Source organism: Mesorhizobium sp. B3-1-6 (assembly GCF_006439555.1).
Lineage (GTDB): Bacteria > Pseudomonadota > Alphaproteobacteria > Rhizobiales > Rhizobiaceae > Mesorhizobium.
The window spans coordinates 20622-44799 of sequence record NZ_VFTM01000044.1; the positions used below are offsets into that span (position 1 = coordinate 20622).

Below are 24178 nucleotides of genomic sequence, written 5' to 3' on the forward strand. Positions count from 1 at the left end.
ACACCCGGGAAGCCGTGGGCGGTGGCCTTCGAGAAGCAGGTCGCCAGGTCTTGATCACGCAGCAGGCGCGCGCTGCTCCAGAAGGTCGATGCCGAGCAGGCTGCGCACATTCGGGCGCGCCGCGACGAGATCTGCGATCGTGTAGCGTGAAAGCACGGCGAAGAAGGCGTTGAGCGCCTCGCGCAGCGCCGAATTCAGGGCGCAGCTGTCGACCAGCGGGCATTCGGCGGCGTCGTTCTCGAAGCACTCGGCCATGGCAAAGCTCTCTTCGGTGACGCGCACGACATCGAACAGGTTGATCTGTTCGGCCGGACGGCCGAGCCGCACGCCGCCATTCCTGCCGCGCACGGTTTCGACCAAGCGGGCCTCGACCAGCGGCTGCAGGATCTTGAACAGGAACAGTTCCGACACCGAATAGGCGGCGGCGATCTCGGGGATGCGGCTCAGCCTGTCGGTGTTTGCGGCGCAATACATCAGGATGCGCATCGCATAGTTGGTCTGGCGCGTGAGCCGCATGGTATCCTCGCGAAATATTAGCTTGGGCCGAATATGGCCCATAGTTTGGAACAATTCCAGACTGGACGGGTACATAGCTGAATAATCGTGTCAACTTTTTGTGCATGCCGGCGCGGACAGTCGCCGGATATCGCTCCTGCGCTTCGAGCGAGCGTTTTGGCGGCGCAGCCACTAGATAGATGCGGGTGCAAACAGGAAACGGCCTTTCCATGTCACAGTCAGCTCCGGCTTTCGCGCCGGTTCGATTCGACGCCGATGCCAAGGCGAAGCTATCGGCGTTGCGGCGGACCAAATTCATCGCCGCCGCAGCGCTCGCGCTGTGCGTCCTCATCTTTGCGCTCGCCAAGTCCTTCGAGGGCGGCCATCCGTGGCTCGGCTTCGTCGCGGCTTTCGCCGAGGCGGCGACCATCGGCGGCCTCGCCGACTGGTATGCCGTGGTGGCGCTGTTCCGGCGGCCGCTCGGGCTGCCGATCCCGCACACGGCCATCATTCCGGAGAACCAGCACCGGATCGCCGATAATCTCGGCCGCTTCATCGAGGCCAATTTCCTGGCGCCGGAGCCGGTGCGCGAGAAGCTCGCCGAGGTCGATTTCGCCGCTTTGGTCGCCGACTGGCTGGCCGACGCCGAACGCGCCTCCGATCTGTCGCGATTCGTCGTACGCCTAGTGCCGCAGACATTGACGGCGGTGGAACAATCAGGCCTACGTGACTTCGTCACCAGCCGCATGCTGGAGCAGATCGAGAAGGTGCCGCTGGCGCCGCTCGCGGCCGATCTTTTGTCGGCGCTGACCGACGATCGCCGCCACCAGAAGCTGTTCGACGAGTTCACCAGGGTGATCGGGCGTTTCCTCAACGACGAGCAGGCGCTCGAGACGATGCGCGAAAAGATCCGCGAGGAGTTGCCGTCGCTGTTCAACCTGTTTCGCGCCGATGCCTATCTCTTGAAAAAGATCGTCGCGTCGGCGGGCTCACTGCTCGATGAGGTGCGGGCCGATCCAGATCACCCGATGCGCGCCGAATTCGACCGCTTCGCGCTCAGCTTCATCGAGCGGCTCAGGACCTCGAAACAATATGCAAGGCGCGCCGAGAAGCTGAAGCGCGATTTTCTCGGCCGTCCGGAGGTGAGGGCGCTGGCCGGCGATGCGTGGACAAGCCTGCGCCTGTTCATCGAGCAGGACATCAATGCTCCGAATTCGACGATCCGCCCGCACCTCGCCAACATGTTCGTCGAGGTCGGCAGGCATCTGGCCGACGACGCCCAGATCAGGGCCGACATGAACCAGGGTTTTGTCGTGGCGCTGGCTTCGTTCGTGGAAAGCCAGAAGAGCGGCGTGTCGAAATTCATCGCCGACCAGGTCAAGCGCTGGGACCTGGCGCAGCTGACGCGGCTGATCGAGACGAACATCGGCAAGGACCTGCAATATATCCGCTTCAACGGCATGATCATCGGCGGGCTTGCCGGGCTGGCGCTCTATACGGCGGAGCGGCTGTTTCTCGTCAATTGACGCCGGCCCAAGGCGCACTATTCTGCCTTGGGTCTTAAGCAATTCGGGGCGGAAAACCGTTACACACTTTTCCTGGAATTGCTTTTGAGGGCGCCGCGAACGTGGCAAAACGGGAGGCAGAGCATGGCAAAACAACCGGAATCCTATTCGTTCCTCGACATGTTCAGCAGGTTCGGTCGCGACCTCAAGCTGCCGAATGTCGATGTCCAGGCGATCCTGGATCATCATCGCAAGAATCTCGAAGCCCTGGAAAAGTCGGCAAGGGCGGGTGCGGCAGGGGCATCCTCGGTGCTGGCGAGGCAGCATGAGATGGTGCAGAATGCCATGCACGAGATCACGCGGATGGCGCAGAATTACCAGACGCCCGGCAATCCGCAGGACCTCATGACCAAGCAGGCTGAATTTGCCCGCCGGTCGTTCGAGACGACGCTGAAGAATGCCAGCGAAGTGGCTGGCCTTCTGCGGAAATCCAGCACCGAATCGGTCGAGATACTGCGCGAGCGGATCAGGGATGCGATGGCGGAGATCCGCGCCGGTTACGAAAAGAAATAGCCTATCCGGCGGTTTCGGACCCACCATCGACCGACATGCGATGCAACCGGCCCTGTCGCCCGAGCGTTCTCGGCTTGCCGTAAAAGCATCAACTCTACCGGCGAAAATCGCGGGGCGGCGAATTGACAGAGGCCGCCGCTTCATGGTCGGGAGACAGGCAAGAGTGATGGGAAAGCCGGAATGACGGAAGCACGGCCGAGAACGCCGCCGACCTTCGAACAGTTGCGCACGATGTCCGGGCAGGAACTCGGCGTGTCCGACTGGACGACGGTCGACCAGCAGCGCATCGACCAGTTCGCCGAATGCACGGGCGACCATCAGTGGATCCATGTCGACCCCGAAAGGGCGAAACGGCAGAGCCCGTTCCGCACCACGATCGCGCATGGTTACCTGACTTTGTCGATCATCGGCGCGCTGGCGCTGGAGATGGGCATCGTGCCGGAGAACACCCAGGCCGCCTTCAACTACGGCTTCGACAAGGTGCGCTTCCTGGCGCCGGTCAAAGCCGGCGCGCGCATCAGGCTGCGCACCACGCTGCTTTCCATGGAGGACCGCGGTCCTGGCCAGTATCTGATGAAGGCGGCCAACACCGTCGAGATCGAAGGCGAGCAGAAGCCGGCGCTGACGGCCGAAACGCTGGTGATGATGTATGAGCGCCGCAAACGGGCAGGGGCTTAGTGGGGCGGGAACAGCATTACCCTTGATAGCCGAGGCAGATCGCGCCTAGCGCGACAATGCCGCAAGCCGCAATACGTCTCGGCGTCAGGGTCTCTCCCAGAAACAGCCGGCCGATCAGCGCCGCGAAAACCACGCTCGTCTCGCGCATGGCGGTGATCGGACCGGCCGGCCCGAGCGCGAAGGCTGCGAGCACGGCGCCATAGGCAACCAAGGCGAAAATCCCGCCGCCAAGCGCCTTCAGCGCATCGGGCGAACGAAAGTCAACGGTGAGCTTGCCGCGGCAGATGATGAAGGTGACCGGCAGCAGCACGCCGTAGACCAACAGCACCCAAGCCGTGTAGGCGCCTGAACTTCCCGCCGATCGGACACCGATAGCATCGACCGTCGCATAGGCGGCGATGATCGTGCCGGTCGCCAGGGCATATAGGATTGATGTCGTTGCCGCGCGCCCTTTGCCAAGCGAAAGGCTCATGATGCCAAGCGCGGCGAGAACGACGCCAAGCGACTGATGCCAGCTCAGACGCTCGCCCGCCAGAACGAAACCGCCTAGCGTCACCAGAAGCGGCACCGAGCCGCGAACGATCGGGTAGACCTGTCCCAATTCGCCATAACGGTAGGCTGCCACCAGAAAGAGACTGTAGCCGACCTGAAGGCAGGCGGAGAGCATGACATACGGCCAGGCAGACGCCGCCGGCAGGGGATTGAAGATCGCCAGCGGAATGGCGGCGATCGTTGCCGAGAAGCTCATGACCGTGACGGTCCAAAGCCTGTCGCTGCCGGTTCGCAGAAACGCGTTCCAGCCGGCGTGCAGGATCGCGGCGAACAGTGCCAGGCTGATGACTGTCGCGCTCATTGCGGTCTCTCCCGCGTGGCGAGAATGACCATTGCCGCACTGCGGGCATCGCGAATGGCGGCGTTGGGCCGGCCCATCCGGGCCATCAGCGTTGCGCCTTCAAGCAGCATCAGCAGGGCGGCCGAAGCGCTTTCCGCCGCATCGGCGGGCATCGTTTCTTCGAGGATCAGGCGCATGCGCCGCTTCAGGCCGTTCTTTTGTCTGACGGCGGCCTGGAACACCGGGTGCGCCGGATCGCCGAACTCGGCCAGGGCATGCGCGAACAGGCAACCGTGGAAATCGGCGCTGCGGAACCAGCGCCCGTACCAGTCAAAGATTGTGCCGATCTTCTGCTCGGGTGTGGCCGCCTGTTCGGCGAGGCGGTCGAGCTGGCGATCGAACCGCCCTGCACGGTAGGCCAGGACCTCAACCATCAAATCGTCCTTGCTGGGGAAGTGACGATACATGGTCATCTTGGCCACGCCGGCTTCGGCGATGATGCGGTCGATGCCGGTGGCGTGAAAGCCCACGCGCTTGAACAGCCCGTAGGCGGTTTCAACGATGTGCTGCCTCTCCGCCTGTGTGGCCTTGGATCAGGCTGCTTCCGCTCGTTTGACAGATACGCCGAGCGCGGCGAGCGTGATCGCCGCCATCAGCGAGCAATAACCGGCCAGCGGCCATGCCGTGTCGCCATCCATGATGAACAGCGTGCCCGCCGCGGAAACGATCACGCTCTGCAGGCAGAAATAGAGCGCGACGGCCGTGCCGGCGGTCTCGCCGAACGGCCCAGCGCGCCGTTGGCCGTGACCGACGCTGTGAGGACGATGCCGATGGCGATGATCCACATCGGCATGACGAAGCTCGCGAAGGATGGCTCGGCGAACAACTGTCCTGCAGCCAGCAGGGCAGCACCCAGGAGCAGCATCGCCATGCCGCGCCTGACGCTGCCTTCGATGCCCCAGCGCGCGACGAAGCTTTTGGCGAAGCGGGTGGCGACGATCATCACCAGCGCCGCGCTGGCGAAGGCCAGGCTGAAGCCGACCTGGGAAAAGCCGGCCTTGCCGATGAGCACTCTCGGCGCCGTCGAAAAGAACACGAAGAACGAGCCCATGGCGGCGGCGAAGGCCAGCGTGTAGGTCCAGAAGCCGAAGCTGCGCAGGATCGGTCCGAAACCAGCCAGGGCAGGGCCATGGGTCAGCGGGCGCGTTTCTCGCCATCTTGGCCAGGCGTTGAGCGTGGCGGCCACGGCAAGAATGCCGAGCGCGACGAAGATCGCCCGCCAGCCGAAACTGTTGGCGATCAAAGCCCCGGCGATCGGTCCCAGCGCCGGCACGAAGGACAGCAGCGAGCCGAGCGTGCCGTAGATGACGGCGCCTTCCGGCCTTTGCGCATAGATGTCGCGGACGGTGGCGAAGACAGCGACCAGCATGGCCGAGGCGCTCAGGGCCTGCGCGATGCGAAGGGCAAGGAAGACCGGTGCAAGCGACGTAACGGCGAGCAGGAAGGAGGCGGCCGCGAACGACAGGGCGCCGCCGATCAGCACCGGGCGCCGACCGATCCTGTCGGAGATCGGTCCGAAAGCAAGTTGGCCGAGCCCCAGACAGATCATGTAGAGGCTGAGCGTCAGTTGCACCACGGCCGTCGAGGTGCCGAGCGCGCCCGGCATGATCGGCACTACGGGCAAGTAGATATCCATGGCGAGGGAGGCCAGGACGTCGAAGGGAGACAAAAGCAGCAAGGCTGCTGGCATGGACAAGGTCCATGTCGGCTGGTTCGGAGAAGACATGAGGAGAGTTCCGCTCAAATGGTGACATTCGGCGGCGATCTGCCTGAGTCTTTTCTGACGCAATTCCGGAAAGGCTACGGCGAAGGGCTGAGCCTAACCGCTTTATACTTTTCCTGGAATTGCTCACGGGAATGACGGGACAGACTGCCGCAACAACGAAGCGCTGTTGCGGCTTACTTGTCTGCTGACTTGCTGGATCCCATGGCCGTCGGTCCCGGTGACGATGCGCATGCCGGCTGGCATGCGTGCTCGCGGTTTCACTACCAGCCGAAGGCCGCTCGGGCAACCGACGGTCGCGCTTATGCCGCCTTGCGGCGGGATGCGGCGACCGCTCTTTCCAGGGCGGTGAAAATACGCCCGTCGGCGCACTGGGCCACGTTGAAGCGCATGAAGCGGCCGGCGGTGTGCGACAGGCTGAAGGCATTGCCGGGCGCCAGCACGACATTGTCCGAAAGCGCATGGCGGGCGACGTCGGCGGCGTCGATGCCGTCGGGCAGGCGGCACCAGAGGAACATGCCGGCAGGCTGGTCGATCCAGGGCGTGATGCCCATCATTTTCAGCCTGCCGGCGGTCTCGGCCATGGCGCGCGACAGGCGCGTGCGCAACTGTTCGACATGTTTGCGGTAGCTGCCGTCCTTCAACAGGCTCAGCACCAGTTCCGAGGACAGCCGCGCACCGCCGAATGTCGTGGCGATCTTGAGATCGGTCAGGCCTTCCATCCAGTCGGGTGGCGCGGCGATGAAGCCGCAGCGCACCGAGGCCGACAGCGTCTTGGAGAAGGAGCCGATCTGGACGACACGCTGCAGCCCGTCGAAGGCCGCGAGCCTTGGGGCCGGGCTGTGCTCGAAGTCGGCGAAGATATCGTCCTCGACGATGGTGAGGTCCGCCTGATCGGCGAGTTTCAGGAGCCGATGCGCGGTGACCGGCGACAGGATCGCGCCGGTCGGATTGTGGATGCCGGAATTGGTGATGTAGAGGCGCGGCCGGTGCTCGGCGAGCGCCTGCGCGAAGAGCTCGATATCCGGACCCGAAGGCGTGTACGGCACGCCGATCACCTTGGCCTGGTGGGCGCGCAACAGGGCGTGGAAGTTGAAATAGCAGGGGTCGTCGACCAGCACCGCGTCGCTGGGCTCGATCAGGAAACGGCACAAAAGGTCGATCGACTGGGTGCCGCAATCGGTCAGCATGATCTGGTCGGGCGAGGCTTCGACGCCGTGCTCGGCCATGCGCCGTGCCAGCAACTGGCGAAGCGGCGGCAGGCCAAGCGGCGTGCCGTAGTCCGCAAGCGCCACGTCGTCCGCTCGGGCCGCGGTTCTCAGTGCCCGGCGCAAGGCGGCCTGCGGCATCCAGGACGCGGGCAGCCAGCCGCAGCCGGGCTTCAGCATCTCCTCGCCCGCTTCCAGCGATTGCCTGGACACCCAGAGCGGATCGACGGTCCGGTCGAGCTTGGGACCGATCTCGGCAAGCGACAGCGGCGCGAGCTGGCCGGCGGCGTAGAAACCCGAGCCCGGCCGCGAACGGATCGCGCCTTCCGCCGCGAGCCGCTCATAGGCTTCGACCACCGTTGATTTCGACACTTGCAAGGATTTGGCGAGAGCCCGGATCGACGGCAGGCGCGCGCCGGGCGTCAGCGTGCGTGCCGCGATGCGATGGCGGATCGTTGCCATCACGCTTTCGACGAGCGTGCGCGAGCCATCATTTTCAAGAGCGAGGTCTGTCATCCGTACTGCCCGAAATACCATTACAGTTTTGTGGAATTGTACCCAATTGTCTCTGGTAACGCCATCACTTGCCTCGTACGGAAGCGCAAACGGAGCAGATGATGGAAAAGAGTTTTGACGGCTGGCTCAGCGGCTTCATCGGGGTGCTGATCTTCAGCGGGTCGCTGCCGGCGACGCGGGTGGCGGTGATGGATTTCGATCCGACCTTCCTGACGGCGGCCAGGGCGGCAATCGCTGGTCTGCTCGGGATTGCGATGCTGCTGCTATTCCGCGAGAGGCGTCCGGAGCGAAGCGACCTGATCTCGCTCGTCGTCGTCGCGCTGGGTGTCGTGGTCGGCTTCCCGTTGCTGACGGCGCTGGCGCTGAAACACGTCACTTCGGCGCATTCCATCATCTTTGTCGGCCTGCTGCCGCTGGCGACCGCGATCTTCGGGGTGCTTCGCGGCGGCGACCGTCCGCGCCCGGCTTTCTGGCTGTTCTCGTGCCTGGGCAGCGCTTTGGTCGCGGGTTTTGCCCTGTCGCAAGGCTTGACTGCCTCGCCGGTCGGCGACGGCCTGATGCTCGGCGCGATCATCGTCTGCGGGCTGGGCTACGCCGAAGGGGCCAAGCTGTCGCGCAAGCTCGGCGGCTGGCAGGTGATATGCTGGGCGCTGGCGCTGTCGCTGCCAATCATGCTGGCGCTGAGCTTTTTGACGCTGCCGCCGTCCTTCGCCGGCATCGGCTCCGGCGCCTGGATCGGCCTCGCCTATGTCTCGCTGTTCAGCATGTTGATCGGCTTCGTGTTCTGGTATCGCGGCCTCGCGCAAGGCGGCATCGCCGCCGTCGGGCAGCTGCAATTGCTGCAGCCCTTCTTCGGCCTGGCGCTGGCGGCGAGCCTGCTGCACGAAAAGGTCAGCCCGATGATGGTGGTCGTCACGCTCGGCGTCGTGGCCTGCGTGTTCGGGGCGAAGAAGTTCGCGCGGTAGGCGCCTACTGATTTGTTTTGACGCAATTCCGGACGGAAAACCGTTTCACACTTTTCCTGGAATTGCTCAGAACTTCGTCACCACCCCGATGCCGATGCCCTCGAAACCGCCCATCGCCATCAGGGCCGCGGGCGCTTCCTCGAGGCTGATCTTCTTGCCGACCAGCAGTTCGGGTTTCAGCTTGCCGGTGCGGATCATCTCCATCATCGCGGAGTAGCGGTAGGCCTGCATGCCGTGGCTGCCGAGGATTTCGAGCTCGAAGGCGATCACCTTGTCCATCGGCACCTGCGGCCGGGCGTGCTCGCCTAGCATCAGGCCGACCTGAACGTGGCGGCCGCGCCGGCGCAGATTGGCGATCGAGTTGAAGGACGTGGTCGGGTGTCCCAGCGCGTCCATCGACATATGCGCGCCGCCATTGGTGATCTGCTTGACCGCCTTGACCACGTTCGGCGTCGTCGCGGCGTTGATCGTCGCCACCGCGCCGATCTTCTTCGCAAATGCCAGTTTCTCGTCGGTGAGGTCGATGGCGATCACATTGGCGCCCATGGCGCTGGCGATCATGATCGCCGACAGGCCGACGCCGCCGCAGCCATGCACCGCCACCCATTCGCCCGGCGTCACCCGGCCCTGGTCGACAATGGCCCGGAACGAAGTGACGAAGCGGCAGCCGAGGCTGGCGGCGGTGGCGAATTCCATCTCTTCCGGCAGGCGCACGAGATTGGTGTCGGCGTGCTCGATGCCGACATATTCGGCGAACGAGCCCCAGGCGTTGAAGCCCGGCTGGGACTGATGCTCGCAGACCTGGTGGTTGCCGGAGGTGCATTCGAAGCAGCGGCCGCAGCCGACCGCGAAGGGCACCGTGACACGGTCGCCGGCCTTCCAGCGGCTGACCTGCTTGCCGGCGGCGACAACGACGCCCGCCAACTCGTGGCCGGGAACATGCGGCAGCGTGATGCCGTCGTCATGGCCCATCCAGCCATGCCAGTCGCTGCGGCAAAGACCGGTCGCCTCGACCTTGATGACCACCCCGTCGGCGGCCGGCTTCGGGTCGGGAACGGTCTGGATCGTCGGCGCCTGACCGAATTTCTCGAAGACGACGGCTTTCATCGGCAACTCCCACCGTTGGTGCGTTTTGAGTTGACGATAGCCGATTCCACCGCTGGTCGACCGGAAATCGATTCTGCCAGCGCCGCGACTGGCGGACCGATCAGTTACTCCGGTTGCTGGCGGAAGTCGGCGCTGGCGTTCTGGGCCGCGACGGTGAGGGTAGGGCGCTAGTTATGGCGGCGGAGTATCGAGCAGTGGCTGCCGTTCGCGAAACCATTCATCAGCCTCGACATCCCACGGCCAAATCCCGGAAGTTGTCGGAAAGATAAGCTGCACGATCCGGAAATCCGGCCCGTCGTAGAACCATATGTCCCAACCGAAATATTCCGGGTAGTGATCGGGATGGACCGCACCGAACTGACAATCGAAGCCTCCTCCCAGGAAACCCGACGCCCGCGCACCGACGCTGAACCTCTCGCCGCCGCGCACGCGTCTGCAGTACTCGTTGATGATGGTTAGCGAAAGGTCCGGCTTGAGTCCGATAACGACCAATTCAGGGACGCCAAAATTGTGCTCTATCCCGACCGAGTATGCGAATGGCGGATGCTCGTCCTCCTCCAGCACATAGAGAATGTGGCAGCCGTACTCTTCGATGTCGGCGAGTGCCTTGGCCTCCTCGGCGTCTTTGGCTTCCCTACTCGGCATCAATCTGGTTCTGCGGCGCAGCCTTCTGGAACGCCGGCAGCGCCATGCAGGCGGCGTTGATGCGCGCGATCACCGGATAGGAGGCCATGTCGACGCCGAAACGGGCATTGTTGGTCACCTGGGCGGCGAGGCAGATGTCGGCCAGGCCCGGCGTGTCGCCATGGCAGAACGCGCCGGTCTCGGGCGACGAAGCCAGAATCTTCTCAAGCGGCTGGAAACCTTCATTCACCCAATGCCGGAACCAGTTGACGACGTCCTCGTCGCCGGCGCCGAACAAAGTGCGCAGCGAGGTCAGCACGCGCAGATTGTTCACGGGGTGGATGTCGCAGGCGATCATCTGCGCCAGCATCCGCACCCGCGCCCGGCCCAGCGCATCCTTCGGCAGCAGCGGCGGTTCGGGCTGGACCTCGTCGAGATATTCGATGATCGCCAGCGACTGGGTCAAAAGCGTGCCGCCATCCAACACCAGCGCCGGCACCAGGCCTTGCGGGTTCACCGCGAGATAGGCGGGCTCGAGATGTTCGCCGTGGCGCAGATGATGCGGCACATAAGTGTAGTCCAGCCCCTTCATCTCCAGCGCAATCCGCACCCGGTAGGAGGTGGAGGAGCGGTAGTAGTTGTGAAGAACGAGGTCGCTCATCGCCTCGGCTGCCCGATGGCCACCGTGATCTCGCCGATGCCGTCGACGCCGCCGGTGATCCTGTCGCCTGCCTGAACCGCCCCGACGCCGGCCGGCGTGCCGGTGAAGATCAGGTCGCCGGGCAGAAGCTCGACCGCCTCGCTGCAGATCGCGACGATGTCGGCGATAGGCCAGATCAGCTCGGCAAGGTCGCCGTCCTGTTTCACCGCGCCGTTGACGGCAAGCCAGATACGGCCTTTTTCCGGATGTCCTGATTTCGCGGCTGGAACCAGCGGGCCGCAAGGCGCCGACTGGTCGAAAGCCTTCGACCAGTCCCAGGGACGGGCTGCTTTCTTCGCCTGATCCTGCAGGTCGCGGCGGGTGAGGTCGACACCGACGCCATAGCCCCAGACATGGGCGAGCGCATCGGCGCGCGGAATGCGGAAACCGGCCTCGCCGATGGCGACGACCAGCTCGATCTCGTGGTGCAGGTTCGAGGTCAGCGGCGGGTAGGGGATCTCGGCGCCGCTGTCGACCACCGCGTCGGCCGGTTTGGTGAAGAAGAAGGGTGGATCGCGCTCGTCATTGCCGAGCTCGCGCGCATGCGCGGCGTAATTGCGGCCGACGCAGAAGATGCGGCGCACGGCAAACCGCTCCGCCGCGCCCGCGACGGCAACCGAAGCAATCGTCGGCGGCGGAAGGACGAATTCTGGCATGATTTTTCTCTGTGCTGGCATGAATCGTTAGCACCTTCGGCCGATTTCGACCCGCGGGCAAGACTCGACGTCCCTGCACATCGGCCTGTCGTTTCAGTGACAATGCGCCGTACCATTGGGCGTGTACTATTTGCCAATAATCTGGCCATGATCACGGGACTATCCTGTGCCGGCTGAAACCGAACCGAAGCCTGAACCCGTGCAATGACCTCCGTCAGCGATCGCGCCCGCTTCCTGATCATCGACGACCACCCGCTGTTTCGCGAGGCGCTGCACAGCGCCGTGCAGATGGCCTATCCGGATGTCGATACGGTCGAGGCGCGCTCGATCGCGGAAGCGATCGAGCTTCTTGCCGACGCCAAGCCGTTCGACCTCGCGCTGCTCGATTTGAGCATGCCCGACGTGCATGGCTTCGAGGGGCTGTTGCAGCTGAGGACCCGTTATCCGCGGCTGCCTGTGGTGATCGTGTCGGGCTACGAGGAGCCGAAGATCATCTCGGAGGCGCTGTCCTATGGCGCCGCCGGCTTCATCCCGAAATCGGCCCGAAAGAGCGATCTTGCCGCCGCCATCCGCTCGGTGATGGATGGAGCGGTCTATGTGCCGGAAAATTACGAGGGCCAGCCGCCCGATCCCGACAGCACCGACCGCGCCGACATGGTACAGCGCCTGGCCAGGCTGACGCCGCAGCAGCTGAGGGTGCTGCAGATGTTGCGCCAGGGCATGCTCAACAAGCAGATCGCCTACGAGCTGCAGGTGGGCGAGACCACCGTCAAGGCGCATGTCTCGGAGATCCTGCGCAAGCTCAATGTCTACAGCCGCACGCAAGCGGTGATCGAGGTGTCGAAGCTCGACAACGCGGAGCTGTTTCGGGACCAGGCCGGGTTTTGAGGCGGCATTTCTAAGCCAGAAGATGCGCCAGCAGCGCGCGTAGTTGCGCAGGCTTCAGCGGCTTGCGCATCAGTTCGATGCCGGCTGCTCGCGCCGCTTTGGCGACGATCTCGGAGCCGTCGGCGGTGACGATCAGCGCGGGCACCGGGCGGCCTAGATAGTCGCGCACTTCGGCTATCGTTGAGGTGCCGAGGTCGCCGCCGTCGAGATGCTGGTCGGCGATGATGATGTCGGGCACCCAGGCGGTGTCGCCGAGCAGGTCGAGCGCATCGTCGGTCGAGGTGGCGGCGCGCACCAGGCATTGCCAGCGCTCGAGCAGCGAGGTCATGGCGGAGAGCACCTCCATGTCGTTCTCGACCAGCAGCACCCTGGTGCCGAACAGGCCGTAACCGCGCGGCCGCTCCATGTCGGCGGCGGCCATCGCCGGCTCGGCCGTGGCCATGCCGACCGGCACGTCGATATGGAAGATGGTGCCGCGCCCGACCTTCGAGGAAAAGGTGATGGGGTGGCCGAGTGCCGCCGCCATGCGGCGCACGATCGCGAGGCCGAGGCCAAGCCCGCCGGCGAGTTCCGCATTGTTAAGCGTCGAGGTGCCGCGGTGGAATTCCTCGAACACCGCCTCACGCTGGTCCTCGGGAATGCCGCAGCCGGTGTCGGCGACGTCGATGCGGATGATGTCGCCGCGATGCCTGGTGCCGACCAGCACGCCGCCCGAGCGGGTGTAGCGCAGCGCATTGGAGAGAATGTTCTGCAGGATGCGCCTGAGCAGCGTGCGGTCGGAGCGCACCACCACGTTCACCGGCCTGAATTTCAGCGACAGGCTTTTCTTTTCCGCTTCGGGCAGGAAATCCGAGCGCAGCGAGGAAAACAGCGCCTCCAGGCTGACGTCGACGACTTCCGGTTGCACCACCCCGGCGTCGAGCTTCGAGATGTCGAGCAGTGTGCGCAAGAGGTCTTCCATCGTCTCCAGCGAGCGCTCGACCTGCCGGACAAGCTTCCTGCCTTCCTCGCTGGCCTGGACCTCGGCCAGCGCCGAGACCGACAGGTGCGCCGCGTTGAGCGGCTGCAGCACGTCGTGGCTGGCGGCGGCGAGGAACCTGGTCTTGGAGAGGTTCGCCAGTTCGGCGTTCTCCTTCGCCTCGCTGAGGTCGATGTTCGACTGTTCGAGCCGGCGCAGCGTCGCGTGCAGTTCCTCGGTGCGGTTGCGCACCCGGTTTTCCAGCGAGATGGCGGTCTGGAACAGCGAGAAGGCATTGCCCTGCTGGTCCATCGAACGCTCGACGCGGCTGACGAGGGCCGCGTTGATCTTCTTCAGCCTTTCGAGGTCGTTGATGTCGCGAAGCGGCATCTCGCTACTCGGCTGCCTGGGGCTCGCCGAAGGCGATGCCGGTAAAGGTCTGGTTGAGGTGCATCGAGCGGTACTGCTCGCCGTAGGTGCCGAAGCCGATGACCTTGTTGGTCCGGTAGAGCTCCGAAATGTCCCGGTAAACCTGACGGTTGCGCGCATCGAGCCGGCGCAGAACGCAGTCGAAGCCGAGGATCATGTCGATGCCGCCGAGCTTGCGTTCGGCGTCCTGCAACGCGGCGCGCGTCGCTTCTACCATGTTCTTCGGCTGGGCGATGGACAGAACGACGCCGTCGTCAATGGCGCAGAAGAACGACAGCGAGCCGTCGACATGCATGCGCTGGATGGAGCGGCAGTAATATTCGCCGGCCACTTTCACCACGACGGGATGGGAGGCGAAGCTTAGCGGTGTCAGCGCCTGCGCCACGGTGCCGACCGAGGCCGCGTATTCCTCCGCCGCGTTGGTGGCGTTGAATTCGCGCACGATGCGATGGTCCGGGTCGGACGACGTCACCACCAGCTTCTCGTCGGTCGGAATGAAATTGTCGGTCTTGAAGACGTGGAAGGGGATCTCGGTCGCGACCAGCACGATGATGGCGCTGTCGGACGTGACCTTGCCGTTCGAAATCAGGCTGGTCGTCTCGAATTTCAGGTCGTCGCCCGCCGAGCCGCCGATCAGCGGGATGTCGTCCAATCCCCAGTGGATGGCCGAGGTCACCGCTTCCTCGGCATAGGAAAGCCCGTCGATGAAGCAGAGGGCGAACACGCTCTTCGCCCGTTCCTGGCCGGCGCGGCAGCGCAGCAGGCGCCGCAGCTCCACGACCTCGCCGGTGATCCCGTCCATGCCGGAGGAGGAGAGGTTCTCGACCATGGCGCTGACGGTCGAAAACGACGCCGACGGCAAAAGCAGGGCAAGAGCATGCCCTTCCTCCAGTCCCTGCGGCGTGATCTCGCCGGCGGTCGAGCAGCCGGCATAGGCGAGCGACGGCGCATGGACCTTCAGCGCTTGCGCGAGCGCCGCCGCGTCGACCAGGCTTTGGGAGAAGAACAGAAGCGCAAAGCCGGCGTCGACGGCCGCCGCTTCAGCCGCGATGGCGCGCGCAAAGGCATTCGGGTCGGGCTCATCCGTGGTGAGCGCCGAAAGGCCCGATGCATAGCGTGTGCTCGAACTGGCCAGCTGCCGTCTCCGCAATTTCCTCCAACGCTGTTTTGTGCGTGTCTTTTCTTATGCGTGTCAGGCACGCTTCGCGTCGAAGGCATCTTTGCCTTCAATCCCGGTTTTGGCAATGGGGCCGGTTGCTGCGCTGCACATAGCTTTCGCCATGATCGAAAGTACAATGGAACCGGCGCTGGCAGCGCTGTTTTGCCCGTTGTACGCTACCCGAATAACGCACTGCCGAAGCACAAGCGCGGCATTCGGCAATGACCAAGGTTGATACCCAGGGAGGTTGCATGTCGGACGTGTCGTTGACTGTGAACGGGAGGCGGGTCAGCGGGAACGCCGAGGACCGAACGCTTCTGGTGCATTTCCTCAGGGAACATCTCGGACTCACCGGAACGCATGTCGGTTGCGATACATCGCAATGCGGCGCCTGCGTCGTCCATGTCGACGGCCGAGCGGTGAAGTCCTGTACCATGCTGGCAGCGCAGGCCTCGGGCTCGACCATCGTCACCATCGAGGGGCTCGCCGACGGGGCCGAGCTGCATCCGGTGCAGGCCGCGTTCAAGGAGCATCATGGGCTGCAATGCGGCTTCTGCACGCCGGGCATGATCATGGCGGCGACCGACATGATCGCGCGCCATCCCGAGGGCCTCGACGAGGCGACGGTGCGCGCCGAGCTCGAAGGCAATATCTGCCGCTGCACGGGCTACCACAACATCGTCAAGGCGATCCTCGCCGCATCGGAGGCGATGGCGAAGGGCGCCAAGGGCAGGGCGAAGCAGGCAGCTTAGGGAGTAGGCAGTAGGCAATAGGGAATAAGGCAAACGGCGATACGACCGCGAGCCCCTCACTACTGCCTAACCCCCTACTGCCTATTCCCTTAATTCCGGAGGAATTTCCGCAAATGGGTATCGAAGGCGTCGGCGCCCGCGTGGCGCGCAAGGAAGACAAGAGGTTCATCACCGGAGGCGGCCGCTATGTCGACGACATGGTGGTCCCCGGCATGAAACATGCCGTGTTCGTGCGCAGTCCGCACGCGCATGCGCAGATCAAGAAGATCGATGTGAAAAAGGCGCAAGCGATGCCCGGCGTCGTCGGCGTGCTCACCGGCAAGGAGCTCAAGGCCGACGGCATCGGCAATCTGATCTGCGGTTGGATGATCCACTCCAAGGACGGAACGCCGATGAAGATGGGCGCGTGGTCGCCTCTGGCCGTCGACAAGGTGCGCTATGTCGGCGACGCGGTCGTCATCGTGATCGCCGACACCAAGGGCCAGGCGCGCGACGCGGCGGAAGCGGTCGAGATCACCTACAAGGAATTGAAGGCCATCGTCGACGCCACCAAGGCCATCCAACCCGGAGCGCCGCAGGTCCATGCCGAGGCAGAGAACAACCTGATCTTCGACTGGGAGCTCGGCGACGCAAAGGCCACCGACGCGGCGATCAGGTCGGCGGCCCATGTCACGCGCATGAAGATCGTCAACAACCGGCTGGTGCCGAATGCGATGGAGCCGCGCGCGGCTCTCGGGCACTACGACAAGGCGGAGGACCACTATACCTGCTGGACGACGTCGCAGAACCCGCATGTCGCGCGGCTGGTGATGAGCGCCTTCTACAATGTCGCGCCGGAAAACAAGCTGCGCGTGATAGCGCCCGATGTCGGCGGCGGCTTCGGCTCCAAGATCTACATCTATCCGGAAGAGATCGTCTGCCTGTGGGCATCGAAGAAGACCGGCGTTCCCGTCAAATGGGTCGCCGACCGCACCGAAAGCTTCCTGTCGGACGCGCATGGCCGCGACCATGTCTCGACGGTGGAGATGGCCTTCGACAAGGACAACCGCATCACCGGTCTGAAGGTCGACACAATAGCCAATCTCGGCGCCTACATGTCGCTGTTCTCGTCCTGCGTGCCGACCTATCTCTATGCCACGCTGCTGTCGGGCCAGTACAACATCCCGGCGATCCACGCCAATGTGCGCACCGTCTATACCAACACCGCGCCCGTCGATGCCTATCGCGGGGCAGGGCGGCCGGAGGCCACCTACGTGCTCGAGCGGATGATGGAAACCGCGGCGCGCGAGCTTGGCGTGCCGCCGGCGGAACTCAGACGCCGCAACTTCATCACGTCCTTCCCGCACCAGACTCCGGTGATCATGGCCTATGACGCTGGCGATTATAACGCTTCGCTCGATGCGGCGATGAAAGCCGCCGACTATGCCGGCTTCACCAAGCGCCGCGCCGACGCCACTAGGCAGGGCAAGCTGCGCGGCATCGGCATGAGCTGCTACATTGAGGCCTGCGGCCTGGCGCCGTCGTCGGCGGTCGGCTCGCTCGGCGCCGGTGTCGGCCTCTGGGAATCGGCGGAGGTGCGCGTCAATGCCGTTGGCACGATCGAGGTGCTGACCGGATCGCACAGCCATGGCCAGGGCCATGAGACGACCTTCGCGCAACTGGTCACCCAGCGCTTCGGCGTGCCGATCGACTCGGTCTCGATCGTGCATGGCGACACCGACAAGGTGCAGATGGGCATGGGCACCTACGGCTCGCGTTCCGGCGCCGTTGGCATGTCGGCTATCGTCAAGGCCCTCGACAAGGTCGAGGCCAAGGCCAAGAAGATCGCCGCGCACCTGCTCGAAGCGGACGAGGGCGACATCGTCATCGAGAATGGCGAGGTCAAGGTCGCGGGCACCGACAAGAGCCTGCCTTGGTTCCAGGTGGCGCTTGCCTCCTACACCGCCCACAACCTGCCGGCCGGCATGGAGCCCGGGTTGAAGGAGACGGCCTTCTACGATCCGTCCAACTTCACCTTCCCGGCCGGCTGCTACATCTGCGAGGTCGAGATCGACCCCGAAACCGGCACGACAGAGATCGTCCAGTTCGTCGCGGCCGACGATTTCGGCAACATCATCAATCCGATGATCGTCGAGGGGCAGGTGCATGGCGGCATCGCCCAGGGCGTGGGCCAGGCGTTGCTGGAAGGCGCGCATTACGACTCAAGCGGCCAGCTTCTGACGGCAAGCTACATGGATTACACCATGCCGCGCGCGGGCGACCTGCCGTCCTTCAAGGTCTCGACCTCGAATACGCCATGCCCTGGCAATCCGCTCGGCGTCAAGGGCTGCGGCGAGGCCGGCGCCATCGGTTCGCCGCCGGCGGTCATCAACGCCATCACCGATGCGCTCGGCGTCGTCGACATCGCCATGCCGGCGTCGCCCGCGACGGTGTGGGCAACCATCCGCGCGACGAAGTACTGAGGAGGAACGAGCATGTATTCCGTCAACTACCATCGCGCTTCCTCCGTCGCCGACGCCGCCAGGCAACTCAAGAATGGCGACGCCAAGCTGCTCTCCGGCGGCATGACACTGATCCCCGCCATGAAGACGCGGCTCGCGGCGCCCTCGGACCTCGTCGACGTCTCGCGGCTGAAGGACCTGCAAGGCGTCAAGGTGTCCGGCAAGACGGTCACCATCGGCGCCGCGACGACGCATTACGACGTCTCCACCGACGACAAGCTGAAGAAGGCCTGCCCGGCGCTTGCGCATATGGCATCCCTGATCGGCGATCCGGCGGTACGCTATAAAGGCACGATCGGCGGCTCGATCGCCAACAACGATCCGGCCGCCGACTATCCGGCCGCGCTGCTGGCCCTGGACGCGACGATCGTCACCAACAAGCGCGAGATCGCGGCGGACAAATTCTTCAAGGGCCTGTTCGAGACAGCGCTGAAGGAAGGCGAGATCGTCACCGCGGTAAGCTTTACCGCTCCGGCCAAGGCGGCCTACCAGAAATTCCGCAACCCGGCTTCGCGCTACGCCATCGTCGGTGTGTTCGTGACCAAGGGCAAGGACGGCGTGAGGGCGGCGGTGACCGGCGCCGGCGAGGACGGCGTTTTCCGCTCCAAGGAAATCGAGGCGGCGCTGGCGAAGAATTTCGACGTCGCGGCGCTCGGCGGCCTCAAAGTGTCGGCAAAGGGGCTGATGAGCGATATCCATGCCTCCGCCGACTATCGCGCCAATCTGATCGCGGTGATGGCCAAGCGTGCCGTGGCCGCCGCCAACGCCTGAACGCTCTCAGCCTGGGTGAAGGAAAGGGGCCTTCGCGGCCCCTTTTTCTTTTGTACTCGCAACGACTTGGCGTGAATTACCTGAGTATTCGCGGTTTCGCACTTGCACAATAATATCCCGCACTGCAAAATGACTCCGGCGGGAATACCAGACGGTCCGAGACGCGGGCAACGCTTCGCATCCGGACCTCGAGTTGCGAAGGCACGGTATGACCGACATCTCCGCAGCGTCCGTTGTCCTGCCGCGGGCCGCAATCGAGAGGGAAGCCAGGACAAGACTGGCCTATCTCGACGGCTGGCGAGGCCTGTCGATCGCGATGGTGCTGATCGGCCATTTCTTTCCGGTCCCGGGACTCAATCTCGGTGTGCTCGGCGTCGAGTTCTTCTTCGTGCTGAGCGGCCGGCTGATGGGCGAAATCCTGTTCATCGAGCGCTTTCCGCTGAAGAAATTCTTCAAGCGCCGCTTCTCGCGCATCTATCCCGCGCTGCTGGTGTTCGTGATTGCCGCCATGATCGGCCTGACCGGAACCTTCATCGCCTTCAAGTGGAAGGCGGCGCTGACGGCGCTGACCTTCACCTACAATTACGCCGGCATCCTGATCACCCGCGCCGGCGCGCTCGACCACATCTGGTCGCTCTGCGTCGAGGAGCATTCCTATATCCTGCTCGCGCTGATCAGCGTGGTGGTAACCGGAAGAACGAACGTCGTGCGGCTGCTGGTCGTGCTGGCGCTGCTGGCAATGGCCAACGGCGCCATTTCGTACGGGGTTCTCGGCATGGGCTACGAGACCACCTACTGGCGGACCGACGTGCATATCGCCTCGATCCTGCTGTCCGCCGCGATCTGCCTGCTCAAGGCCGACGGGCGCCTGCCGGCTTTCCTGCAAAGCCAGCATGTGGCGCTGGCGGCGGCGGTTGGCTGCCTGTTGCTGTTCCTCGATCCGGTGCCGACCACGATCCACTATCTTGTCGGCGTGCCGCTGCTGGCGCTCGCCGTCAACACGCTCGACTTCGCGGGCGGCTACCTGACGGGGCCGCTGTCGTCGCGGCCGATGGTGATGCTCGGCCTGTGGTCCTATTCGCTCTATCTCTGGCAGCAGCCTTTCTACAAATTCGTCGATGAACACGGTCGCGCGCCGATACCGATGCTGGCGGCTGTATTCGCCTGCGCGCTGGCCAGCTACTATATCGTCGAAAAACCCGCACGCGGCTGGCTCAACCGCAACTGGTGAGATCAGGTTCCTGCGGCGTGCCTTCGGGATGTCCCAGCTTTCGTCGAAGCGGAAGACATTGCTCGCCATGATGTCGCCCCCAGCCAGCGGAGCCGATATATTAGCTGCGGCCTGTTTTCCTGGCCAGCAGCGTTCAGGCGGCGATGGGCTTCGCCCAATAGCGCACCGATTTCTTGCCGCCGTGGATCACTGCGTCGCCGACCTCGGCGAAGCCGAGCGCTGCGTGGAAGGCGTCGGAGGCCGGGTTGGGTGGATCGGCATTGACCTCGCAGGTGACGATGGTGTGGCCGGCGAGGCGAGCCTGCTCGAACAGGTCCTCATAAAGCCGGCGGGCATGGCCGCGGCCGCGGGCGTCCGCGGCCACGACGACGCGATCGACATAGACGAAGCGCGGATAGCGCTCGCGAAACCAGAGGAAGTTCGGACTGTCGTAGTTTGCATCCTGGTCGAAGCACATGATGAAGGCTTCCAGCGCGCCGATGCGGCGGGTGTAGAATGCTTCGCTGAGCAGGAATGAGAGCCGTTCCGGCTCGAGCCAGGACAACTCCGCCGCATGCTCGTTGTTGAGGGCGAGGATGGCGGCCTCATCGGCGGGCGAGACCTGTTCGATCGGCAACAATTCCTTGCTCATCGTCTTCGCCATCAGGCTCTCGCGGCCGCGATCGTCGCCGCCACCTTGGCTTGGTCGGTCACCGTGTTGCGGTATTCGCGATCGAGGTCGGCGCCGCCCATGCCGACATTCGGGTTGCGGTAGCGCATGGCGCTCGGCACGTCCGCCAGTGCTGCGAAATGCATCTCGGTCAGTCCGGTCCGCCTGCGCACCTCGCCGATCGTGTCGGGCGCGAGGGCGCCGCAACCGAGGATGATGATGCGCGCGCCCGCCTGGCGAACGAGCTCCGCCAGAAGCTCGACACCTTCGACCGCCGTATCGCGCTGGCCGCTGGTCAGCACGCGACCGACCTTGCAGCGGATCAAGGCTTCGAGCGCCTCGACCGGATCGCGCGTCATGTCGAAGGCGCGATGGCAGGTGACGTTGAGCGGGCCGGCAGCCTCAACCAGCGCGCTCATGCGCGCTTCGTCGATGGCGCCGTCGGCGGTGAGGCAGCCGACGACGACGCCGGCCACGCCGAGCTCGCGCAGCGCTTCGACATCGGCGAGCATCGAGCGGTATTCGGCCTCGCTGTAGAGGAAATCGCCGCCGCGCGGACGCACGATGACATGAAAGGGAATGGTCGCGCTTTGGAGCGCGGCGCGCACCGTGCCCATGCTCGGCGTGATGCCGCCTTCGGTGAGGCTGGCGCAGAGCTCGACCCGGTCGGCGCCGGCGGCCTGGGCGGCAAGCAGCCCGTCAATGCCTTCGACGCAGATTTCGATCAGGGGTTTTTGCGTGTCCGCCACCGGTTTCCATCCATGCTTTCGACGAGATGCGCAGCCCTAGCATCGGGCGGGCCACCGCGAAAGCCGCAACGATCGGTCCAGCCATGGAGGTGCTTGACAATACATAACTGCAGGGTTATGGATAACTCATAACTGAAAAGTTATTGATTGGTGCGAGCCCTGTTGGCCAAGGAGATCGACGATGGAAGCAAGATTGAAGAACCCGGTGATGCTCATTCCCGGCGCACTGCAGGCGCTTCTGGCGCTCGACAAATCGACCGAAGCCGGCGACGTGCCTTATGTGACGCGCAAGCTCGTTCATCTGCGCGCCAGTCAGATCAACGCCTGCGCCGTTTGCGTCGACATGCATGCGCGTGAGCTGAAGAAGGCCGGCGAGAAGGACGAGCGGATTTTCGCCGTGTCGGCATGGCGGGAGACGCCGTACTTCAACGAAGCCGAACGCGCGGCGCTTGCGCTGACGGAAGCCGCGACGCGCCTGGCCGATCGTTCCGACGCGGTGCCGGACGAGGTTTGGGACGAGGCCGCGCGCCATTATGACGACAAGGCGCTCGCCGCCCTGGTGATCCAGATCGCGCTGATCAATGCGTTCAACCGGCTGAACGCCACCACGCGGCAACCGGTAGGCGCCTGGGGGTGAGGCGAGAGGAGGGTGCCCGCTTCGGAGCCGGCACTTCGCCGGCTACTGTTTCAGGATCGTGTTCTTGGCGCCTTGCTCGACCTGGTCGATCACCAGAAGCTTCACCGGATCGGCACCGATATTGGTGGCCTGGTGCCATTGCCCGATCATCTCGACGATGAAGTCGCCGGTCTTGTAGGTGTTGGCAGCGCCGGTCTCGACATTGGTCACCTTGAGCGTGCCTTGCTCGACATAGGCGTAGCGCGGGAAGGGGTGCTTGTGCACAGGCAAGGTCGCCCCCGGCGCGATCTGGTAGGACGAGACCTGAACCTCGACATTCTTCTGCGGCAGCGTGATCGGCTGGCCCGACGCGGTCGTGGTCTTCGAAGCCAACGTCGTTACCACGACCGGCGTATTACTGCTGTCCAACGCGTTGGCCGCGGTCGCATGGACGGTGGCTATCGCCAGCAGTGCCGATATTGTGATGTTGCGCATGATCCCCTCCAAAGTTGCCGCACCATCGCCCGACGAAAATTGACGCGCAAGCATCCTTTTGCATGCGCCGAATTTTCGGGCGTTGCGGTCTAAGCTGCTCTGGAAGACGTGAAAGGCCCCGGACATGCCGGGGCTCAGCACTGTAATCATCGCCTCAGCCGCTCGGCCGGCTGATTCGCTGTGCGATGGAAATCAGGGACGTGCCGGGAAGGTGATCCGGCGGATCAGCTCGGTGCCTTGCCGCCGTTCTTCTTGCAGTCCGAGCGGAACTTCTCGCGATCCTTGCCGTGGAGGCCTTTTTGATCCGCGAGCGTCGAGCATTGCTTCGAGATCGCGGTTTTTTCGGGCGTCATGGCGGTTTTCGGCTTCTTCGTGGTTGGCGCCATGGTCGTTGTCGTGGTGGCGGCGGGCGTGGTTGTCGTTGTCGACATCGCCGCCATGGCTCCGGTGGTGACAAATCCCGCGAGAGCGAAAGAGGCAAGAAGACGTGCTGCGGCTTTCATTGCGATCTCCATTGTTTCGAGTTCCCCCAAGCGGGGGGCTAGCATCGGACTGAGGCTCCACCGTGCCGAGCCGCAGCGCGGGGTGGACACTTTGTCGTTACCGGGAGTGGCGCTTGATGAGCACGCCATCACGTTGCGGTGAAACACTCCAAGCGGCTCTGTCACGCAGCGGGGCTGTCCTGCTGTTTGCCAGGCCCGGGCTTCGGCGCCCGGAGCAGCAAGGTGAACGGCACGAGCAGCGCCGTCGCTATTGCGCAATAGAAGAAGACGTCGACATAGGCGAGCAGTGAAGCCTGGCGACCGATTTCCTGTCCGATCCAGCCGACGGCCTGTTGCCTGGCCTCGATCAGCGGCGAGCCCTCGGCGACGAAATGGTCCATCACCTGGCGGAGAGTCTGCTGATAGGCCTCGCTCGACTGCGCCGTGTGGCCGACCAGCACCGACTGATGCAACTGGGCGTTCTGGGCGATGACAGTGTTGGACAGCGACACGCCGATGCTGCCGCCGATGTTGCGGGCGACATTGATCAGCGAGGATGCCTGATCGGTCTTTTGCGGTGGCAGGCCGACATAGGCGGCGGTGGAGATCGGGATGAACAGGAACGGCAGGCCGATCATCATGTAGATGCGCGCATAGGCGAAGAAACCGAAGCTGGCGTCGGGCGTCAGCGAGGTCATGTGCCAAAGCGCGACCGCGATCACCGACATGCCCATCATGATGAGATAGCGCGGCTGAACGACACCGGCCGCAAGGCCCGAAATCGGCATCAGCATCAGCATGGCGATGCCGCCCGGCATCATCGACAGACCGGAAAGGGTGGCGGTGTAGTCGAAGG

24 protein-coding genes and 2 pseudogenes are annotated in these 24178 nt (G+C 64.2%); 10 read left to right on the plus strand and 16 right to left on the minus strand.

Annotation, left to right across the window (positions count from 1 at the left end; all coding sequences use genetic code 11):
- Positions 1 to 54: 54 nt before the first annotated feature.
- Positions 55 to 516 carry an iron-responsive transcriptional regulator RirA gene (gene rirA / locus FJ414_RS28395; protein WP_140647676.1) on the minus strand — a complete coding sequence of 154 codons (462 nt, stop codon included), beginning with the start codon at positions 514 to 516 and terminating at the stop codon, positions 55 to 57.
- A 209-nt stretch (positions 517 to 725) separates the two neighbouring features.
- Here rirA and FJ414_RS28400 point away from each other — a divergent pair, with 209 nt between their 5' ends.
- From FJ414_RS28400 to FJ414_RS28410, 3 genes are all read left to right on the plus strand, one after another.
- Positions 726 to 2021 carry a DUF445 domain-containing protein gene (locus FJ414_RS28400; protein ID WP_140647677.1) on the plus strand — a complete coding sequence of 432 codons (1296 nt, stop codon included), beginning with the start codon at positions 726 to 728 and terminating at the stop codon, positions 2019 to 2021.
- A gap of 123 nt (positions 2022 to 2144) precedes the next feature.
- Positions 2145 to 2573, plus strand: a complete 429-nt coding sequence (gene phaP / locus FJ414_RS28405; RefSeq protein ID WP_140647678.1) for a TIGR01841 family phasin — start codon at positions 2145 to 2147, stop codon at positions 2571 to 2573.
- 180 nt (positions 2574 to 2753) lie between these two features.
- Positions 2754 to 3251, plus strand: coding sequence for a MaoC family dehydratase (locus FJ414_RS28410; RefSeq protein ID WP_140647679.1), 498 nt, complete (start codon positions 2754 to 2756; stop codon positions 3249 to 3251).
- Positions 3252 to 3267: 16 nt separating this feature from the next.
- Here the strand turns inward: FJ414_RS28410 and FJ414_RS28415 are convergent, their stop codons facing one another.
- The 4 genes and pseudogenes from FJ414_RS28415 to FJ414_RS28430 all read right to left on the minus strand — a co-directional run bounded on the left by FJ414_RS28415 (position 3268) and on the right by FJ414_RS28430 (position 7590).
- On the minus strand, positions 3268 to 4104 hold the full coding sequence (locus FJ414_RS28415) for an EamA family transporter (protein ID WP_140647680.1): 837 nt from the start codon (positions 4102 to 4104) through the stop codon (positions 3268 to 3270).
- Positions 4101 to 4646 (minus strand): TetR/AcrR family transcriptional regulator, encoded by a 546-nt coding sequence (locus FJ414_RS28420; RefSeq protein WP_140647681.1) that lies wholly within the window; start codon positions 4644 to 4646, stop codon positions 4101 to 4103. Before FJ414_RS28420 ends, FJ414_RS28415 begins: the two co-directional genes overlap by 4 nt.
- 30 nt (positions 4647 to 4676) lie before the next feature.
- Positions 4677 to 5869: pseudogene (cml, locus tag FJ414_RS28425) on the minus strand (CmlA/FloR family chloramphenicol efflux MFS transporter).
- A gap of 299 nt (positions 5870 to 6168) precedes the next feature.
- Positions 6169 to 7590: a PLP-dependent aminotransferase family protein gene (locus FJ414_RS28430; RefSeq protein ID WP_140647682.1), complete on the minus strand. Its 1422-nt coding sequence runs from the start codon at positions 7588 to 7590 to the stop codon at positions 6169 to 6171.
- A 101-nt stretch (positions 7591 to 7691) separates the two neighbouring features.
- Here FJ414_RS28430 and FJ414_RS28435 point away from each other — a divergent pair, with 101 nt between their 5' ends.
- Complete coding sequence (locus FJ414_RS28435) at positions 7692 to 8555, plus strand: DMT family transporter (RefSeq protein WP_140647683.1); 864 nt, start codon at positions 7692 to 7694, stop codon at positions 8553 to 8555.
- Positions 8556 to 8621: 66 nt separating this feature from the next.
- On the opposite strand, the gene FJ414_RS28440 is transcribed toward FJ414_RS28435, so the two are convergent.
- The 4 genes from FJ414_RS28440 to FJ414_RS28455 form a co-directional block, all read right to left on the minus strand.
- Positions 8622 to 9662: a zinc-dependent alcohol dehydrogenase family protein gene (locus tag FJ414_RS28440; protein ID WP_140647684.1), complete on the minus strand. Its 1041-nt coding sequence runs from the start codon at positions 9660 to 9662 to the stop codon at positions 8622 to 8624.
- A 171-nt stretch (positions 9663 to 9833) separates the two neighbouring features.
- Complete coding sequence (locus tag FJ414_RS28445; protein ID WP_140647685.1) at positions 9834 to 10307, minus strand: DUF4262 domain-containing protein; 474 nt, start codon at positions 10305 to 10307, stop codon at positions 9834 to 9836.
- Positions 10297 to 10947 carry a maleylacetoacetate isomerase gene (gene maiA / locus FJ414_RS28450; RefSeq protein WP_140647686.1) on the minus strand — a complete coding sequence of 217 codons (651 nt, stop codon included), beginning with the start codon at positions 10945 to 10947 and terminating at the stop codon, positions 10297 to 10299. The genes FJ414_RS28445 and maiA overlap by 11 nt, the downstream gene beginning before the upstream one ends.
- Entirely contained in the window at positions 10944 to 11642 is a 699-nt protein-coding gene (locus tag FJ414_RS28455) for a fumarylacetoacetate hydrolase family protein (protein WP_140647687.1), read from the minus strand. Before FJ414_RS28455 ends, maiA begins: the two co-directional genes overlap by 4 nt.
- 204 nt (positions 11643 to 11846) lie before the next feature.
- Between FJ414_RS28455 and FJ414_RS28460 the strand changes: the two genes are divergently transcribed.
- The gene (locus tag FJ414_RS28460; RefSeq protein WP_040981753.1) at positions 11847 to 12530 is read left to right on the plus strand and encodes a response regulator transcription factor; all 684 of its coding nucleotides are present in this window, start codon (positions 11847 to 11849) and stop codon (positions 12528 to 12530) included.
- 10 nt (positions 12531 to 12540) lie between these two features.
- Here FJ414_RS28460 and FJ414_RS28465 read toward each other — a convergent pair whose 3' ends face one another.
- Both FJ414_RS28465 and FJ414_RS28470 read right to left on the minus strand, forming a co-directional pair.
- Entirely contained in the window at positions 12541 to 13878 is a 1338-nt protein-coding gene (locus tag FJ414_RS28465) for a hybrid sensor histidine kinase/response regulator (RefSeq protein ID WP_140647688.1), read from the minus strand.
- 4 nt (positions 13879 to 13882) lie between these two features.
- The gene (locus tag FJ414_RS28470; RefSeq protein WP_140647689.1) at positions 13883 to 15067 is read right to left on the minus strand and encodes an FIST signal transduction protein; all 1185 of its coding nucleotides are present in this window, start codon (positions 15065 to 15067) and stop codon (positions 13883 to 13885) included.
- 260 nt (positions 15068 to 15327) lie between these two features.
- Between FJ414_RS28470 and FJ414_RS28475 the strand changes: the two genes are divergently transcribed.
- The 4 genes from FJ414_RS28475 to FJ414_RS28490 all read left to right on the plus strand — a co-directional run bounded on the left by FJ414_RS28475 (position 15328) and on the right by FJ414_RS28490 (position 20331).
- Entirely contained in the window at positions 15328 to 15828 is a 501-nt protein-coding gene (locus tag FJ414_RS28475) for a (2Fe-2S)-binding protein (protein ID WP_140647690.1), read from the plus strand.
- Between the two features lie 113 nt (positions 15829 to 15941).
- Positions 15942 to 18290 (plus strand): xanthine dehydrogenase family protein molybdopterin-binding subunit, encoded by a 2349-nt coding sequence (locus FJ414_RS28480; RefSeq protein WP_140647691.1) that lies wholly within the window; start codon positions 15942 to 15944, stop codon positions 18288 to 18290.
- Positions 18291 to 18302: 12 nt separating this feature from the next.
- The gene (locus FJ414_RS28485; RefSeq protein WP_140647692.1) at positions 18303 to 19100 is read left to right on the plus strand and encodes a xanthine dehydrogenase family protein subunit M; all 798 of its coding nucleotides are present in this window, start codon (positions 18303 to 18305) and stop codon (positions 19098 to 19100) included.
- A gap of 208 nt (positions 19101 to 19308) precedes the next feature.
- Positions 19309 to 20331, plus strand: a complete 1023-nt coding sequence (locus FJ414_RS28490) for an acyltransferase (protein ID WP_140647693.1) — start codon at positions 19309 to 19311, stop codon at positions 20329 to 20331.
- A gap of 133 nt (positions 20332 to 20464) precedes the next feature.
- Here FJ414_RS28490 and FJ414_RS28495 read toward each other — a convergent pair whose 3' ends face one another.
- Positions 20465 to 20974, minus strand: a complete 510-nt coding sequence (locus tag FJ414_RS28495; RefSeq protein WP_181181740.1) for a GNAT family N-acetyltransferase — start codon at positions 20972 to 20974, stop codon at positions 20465 to 20467.
- Positions 20974 to 21729, minus strand: coding sequence for a copper homeostasis protein CutC (locus FJ414_RS28500; RefSeq protein WP_140647694.1), 756 nt, complete (start codon positions 21727 to 21729; stop codon positions 20974 to 20976). The genes FJ414_RS28495 and FJ414_RS28500 overlap by 1 nt, the downstream gene beginning before the upstream one ends.
- 181 nt (positions 21730 to 21910) lie before the next feature.
- Here FJ414_RS28500 and FJ414_RS28505 point away from each other — a divergent pair, with 181 nt between their 5' ends.
- The gene (locus FJ414_RS28505; protein ID WP_140647695.1) at positions 21911 to 22366 is read left to right on the plus strand and encodes a carboxymuconolactone decarboxylase family protein; all 456 of its coding nucleotides are present in this window, start codon (positions 21911 to 21913) and stop codon (positions 22364 to 22366) included.
- 42 nt (positions 22367 to 22408) lie between these two features.
- On the opposite strand, the gene FJ414_RS28510 is transcribed toward FJ414_RS28505, so the two are convergent.
- The 3 genes and pseudogenes from FJ414_RS28510 to FJ414_RS28520 form a co-directional block, all read right to left on the minus strand.
- Complete coding sequence (locus FJ414_RS28510) at positions 22409 to 22840, minus strand: cupin domain-containing protein (RefSeq protein ID WP_140647696.1); 432 nt, start codon at positions 22838 to 22840, stop codon at positions 22409 to 22411.
- A gap of 224 nt (positions 22841 to 23064) precedes the next feature.
- A complete protein-coding gene (locus FJ414_RS28515; RefSeq protein WP_246672520.1) occupies positions 23065 to 23355 on the minus strand; it encodes a hypothetical protein in 291 nt (96 codons plus the stop codon).
- Between the two features lie 149 nt (positions 23356 to 23504).
- A pseudogene (locus FJ414_RS28520) lies at positions 23505 to 24178 on the minus strand (EmrB/QacA family drug resistance transporter); the annotation flags it as partial.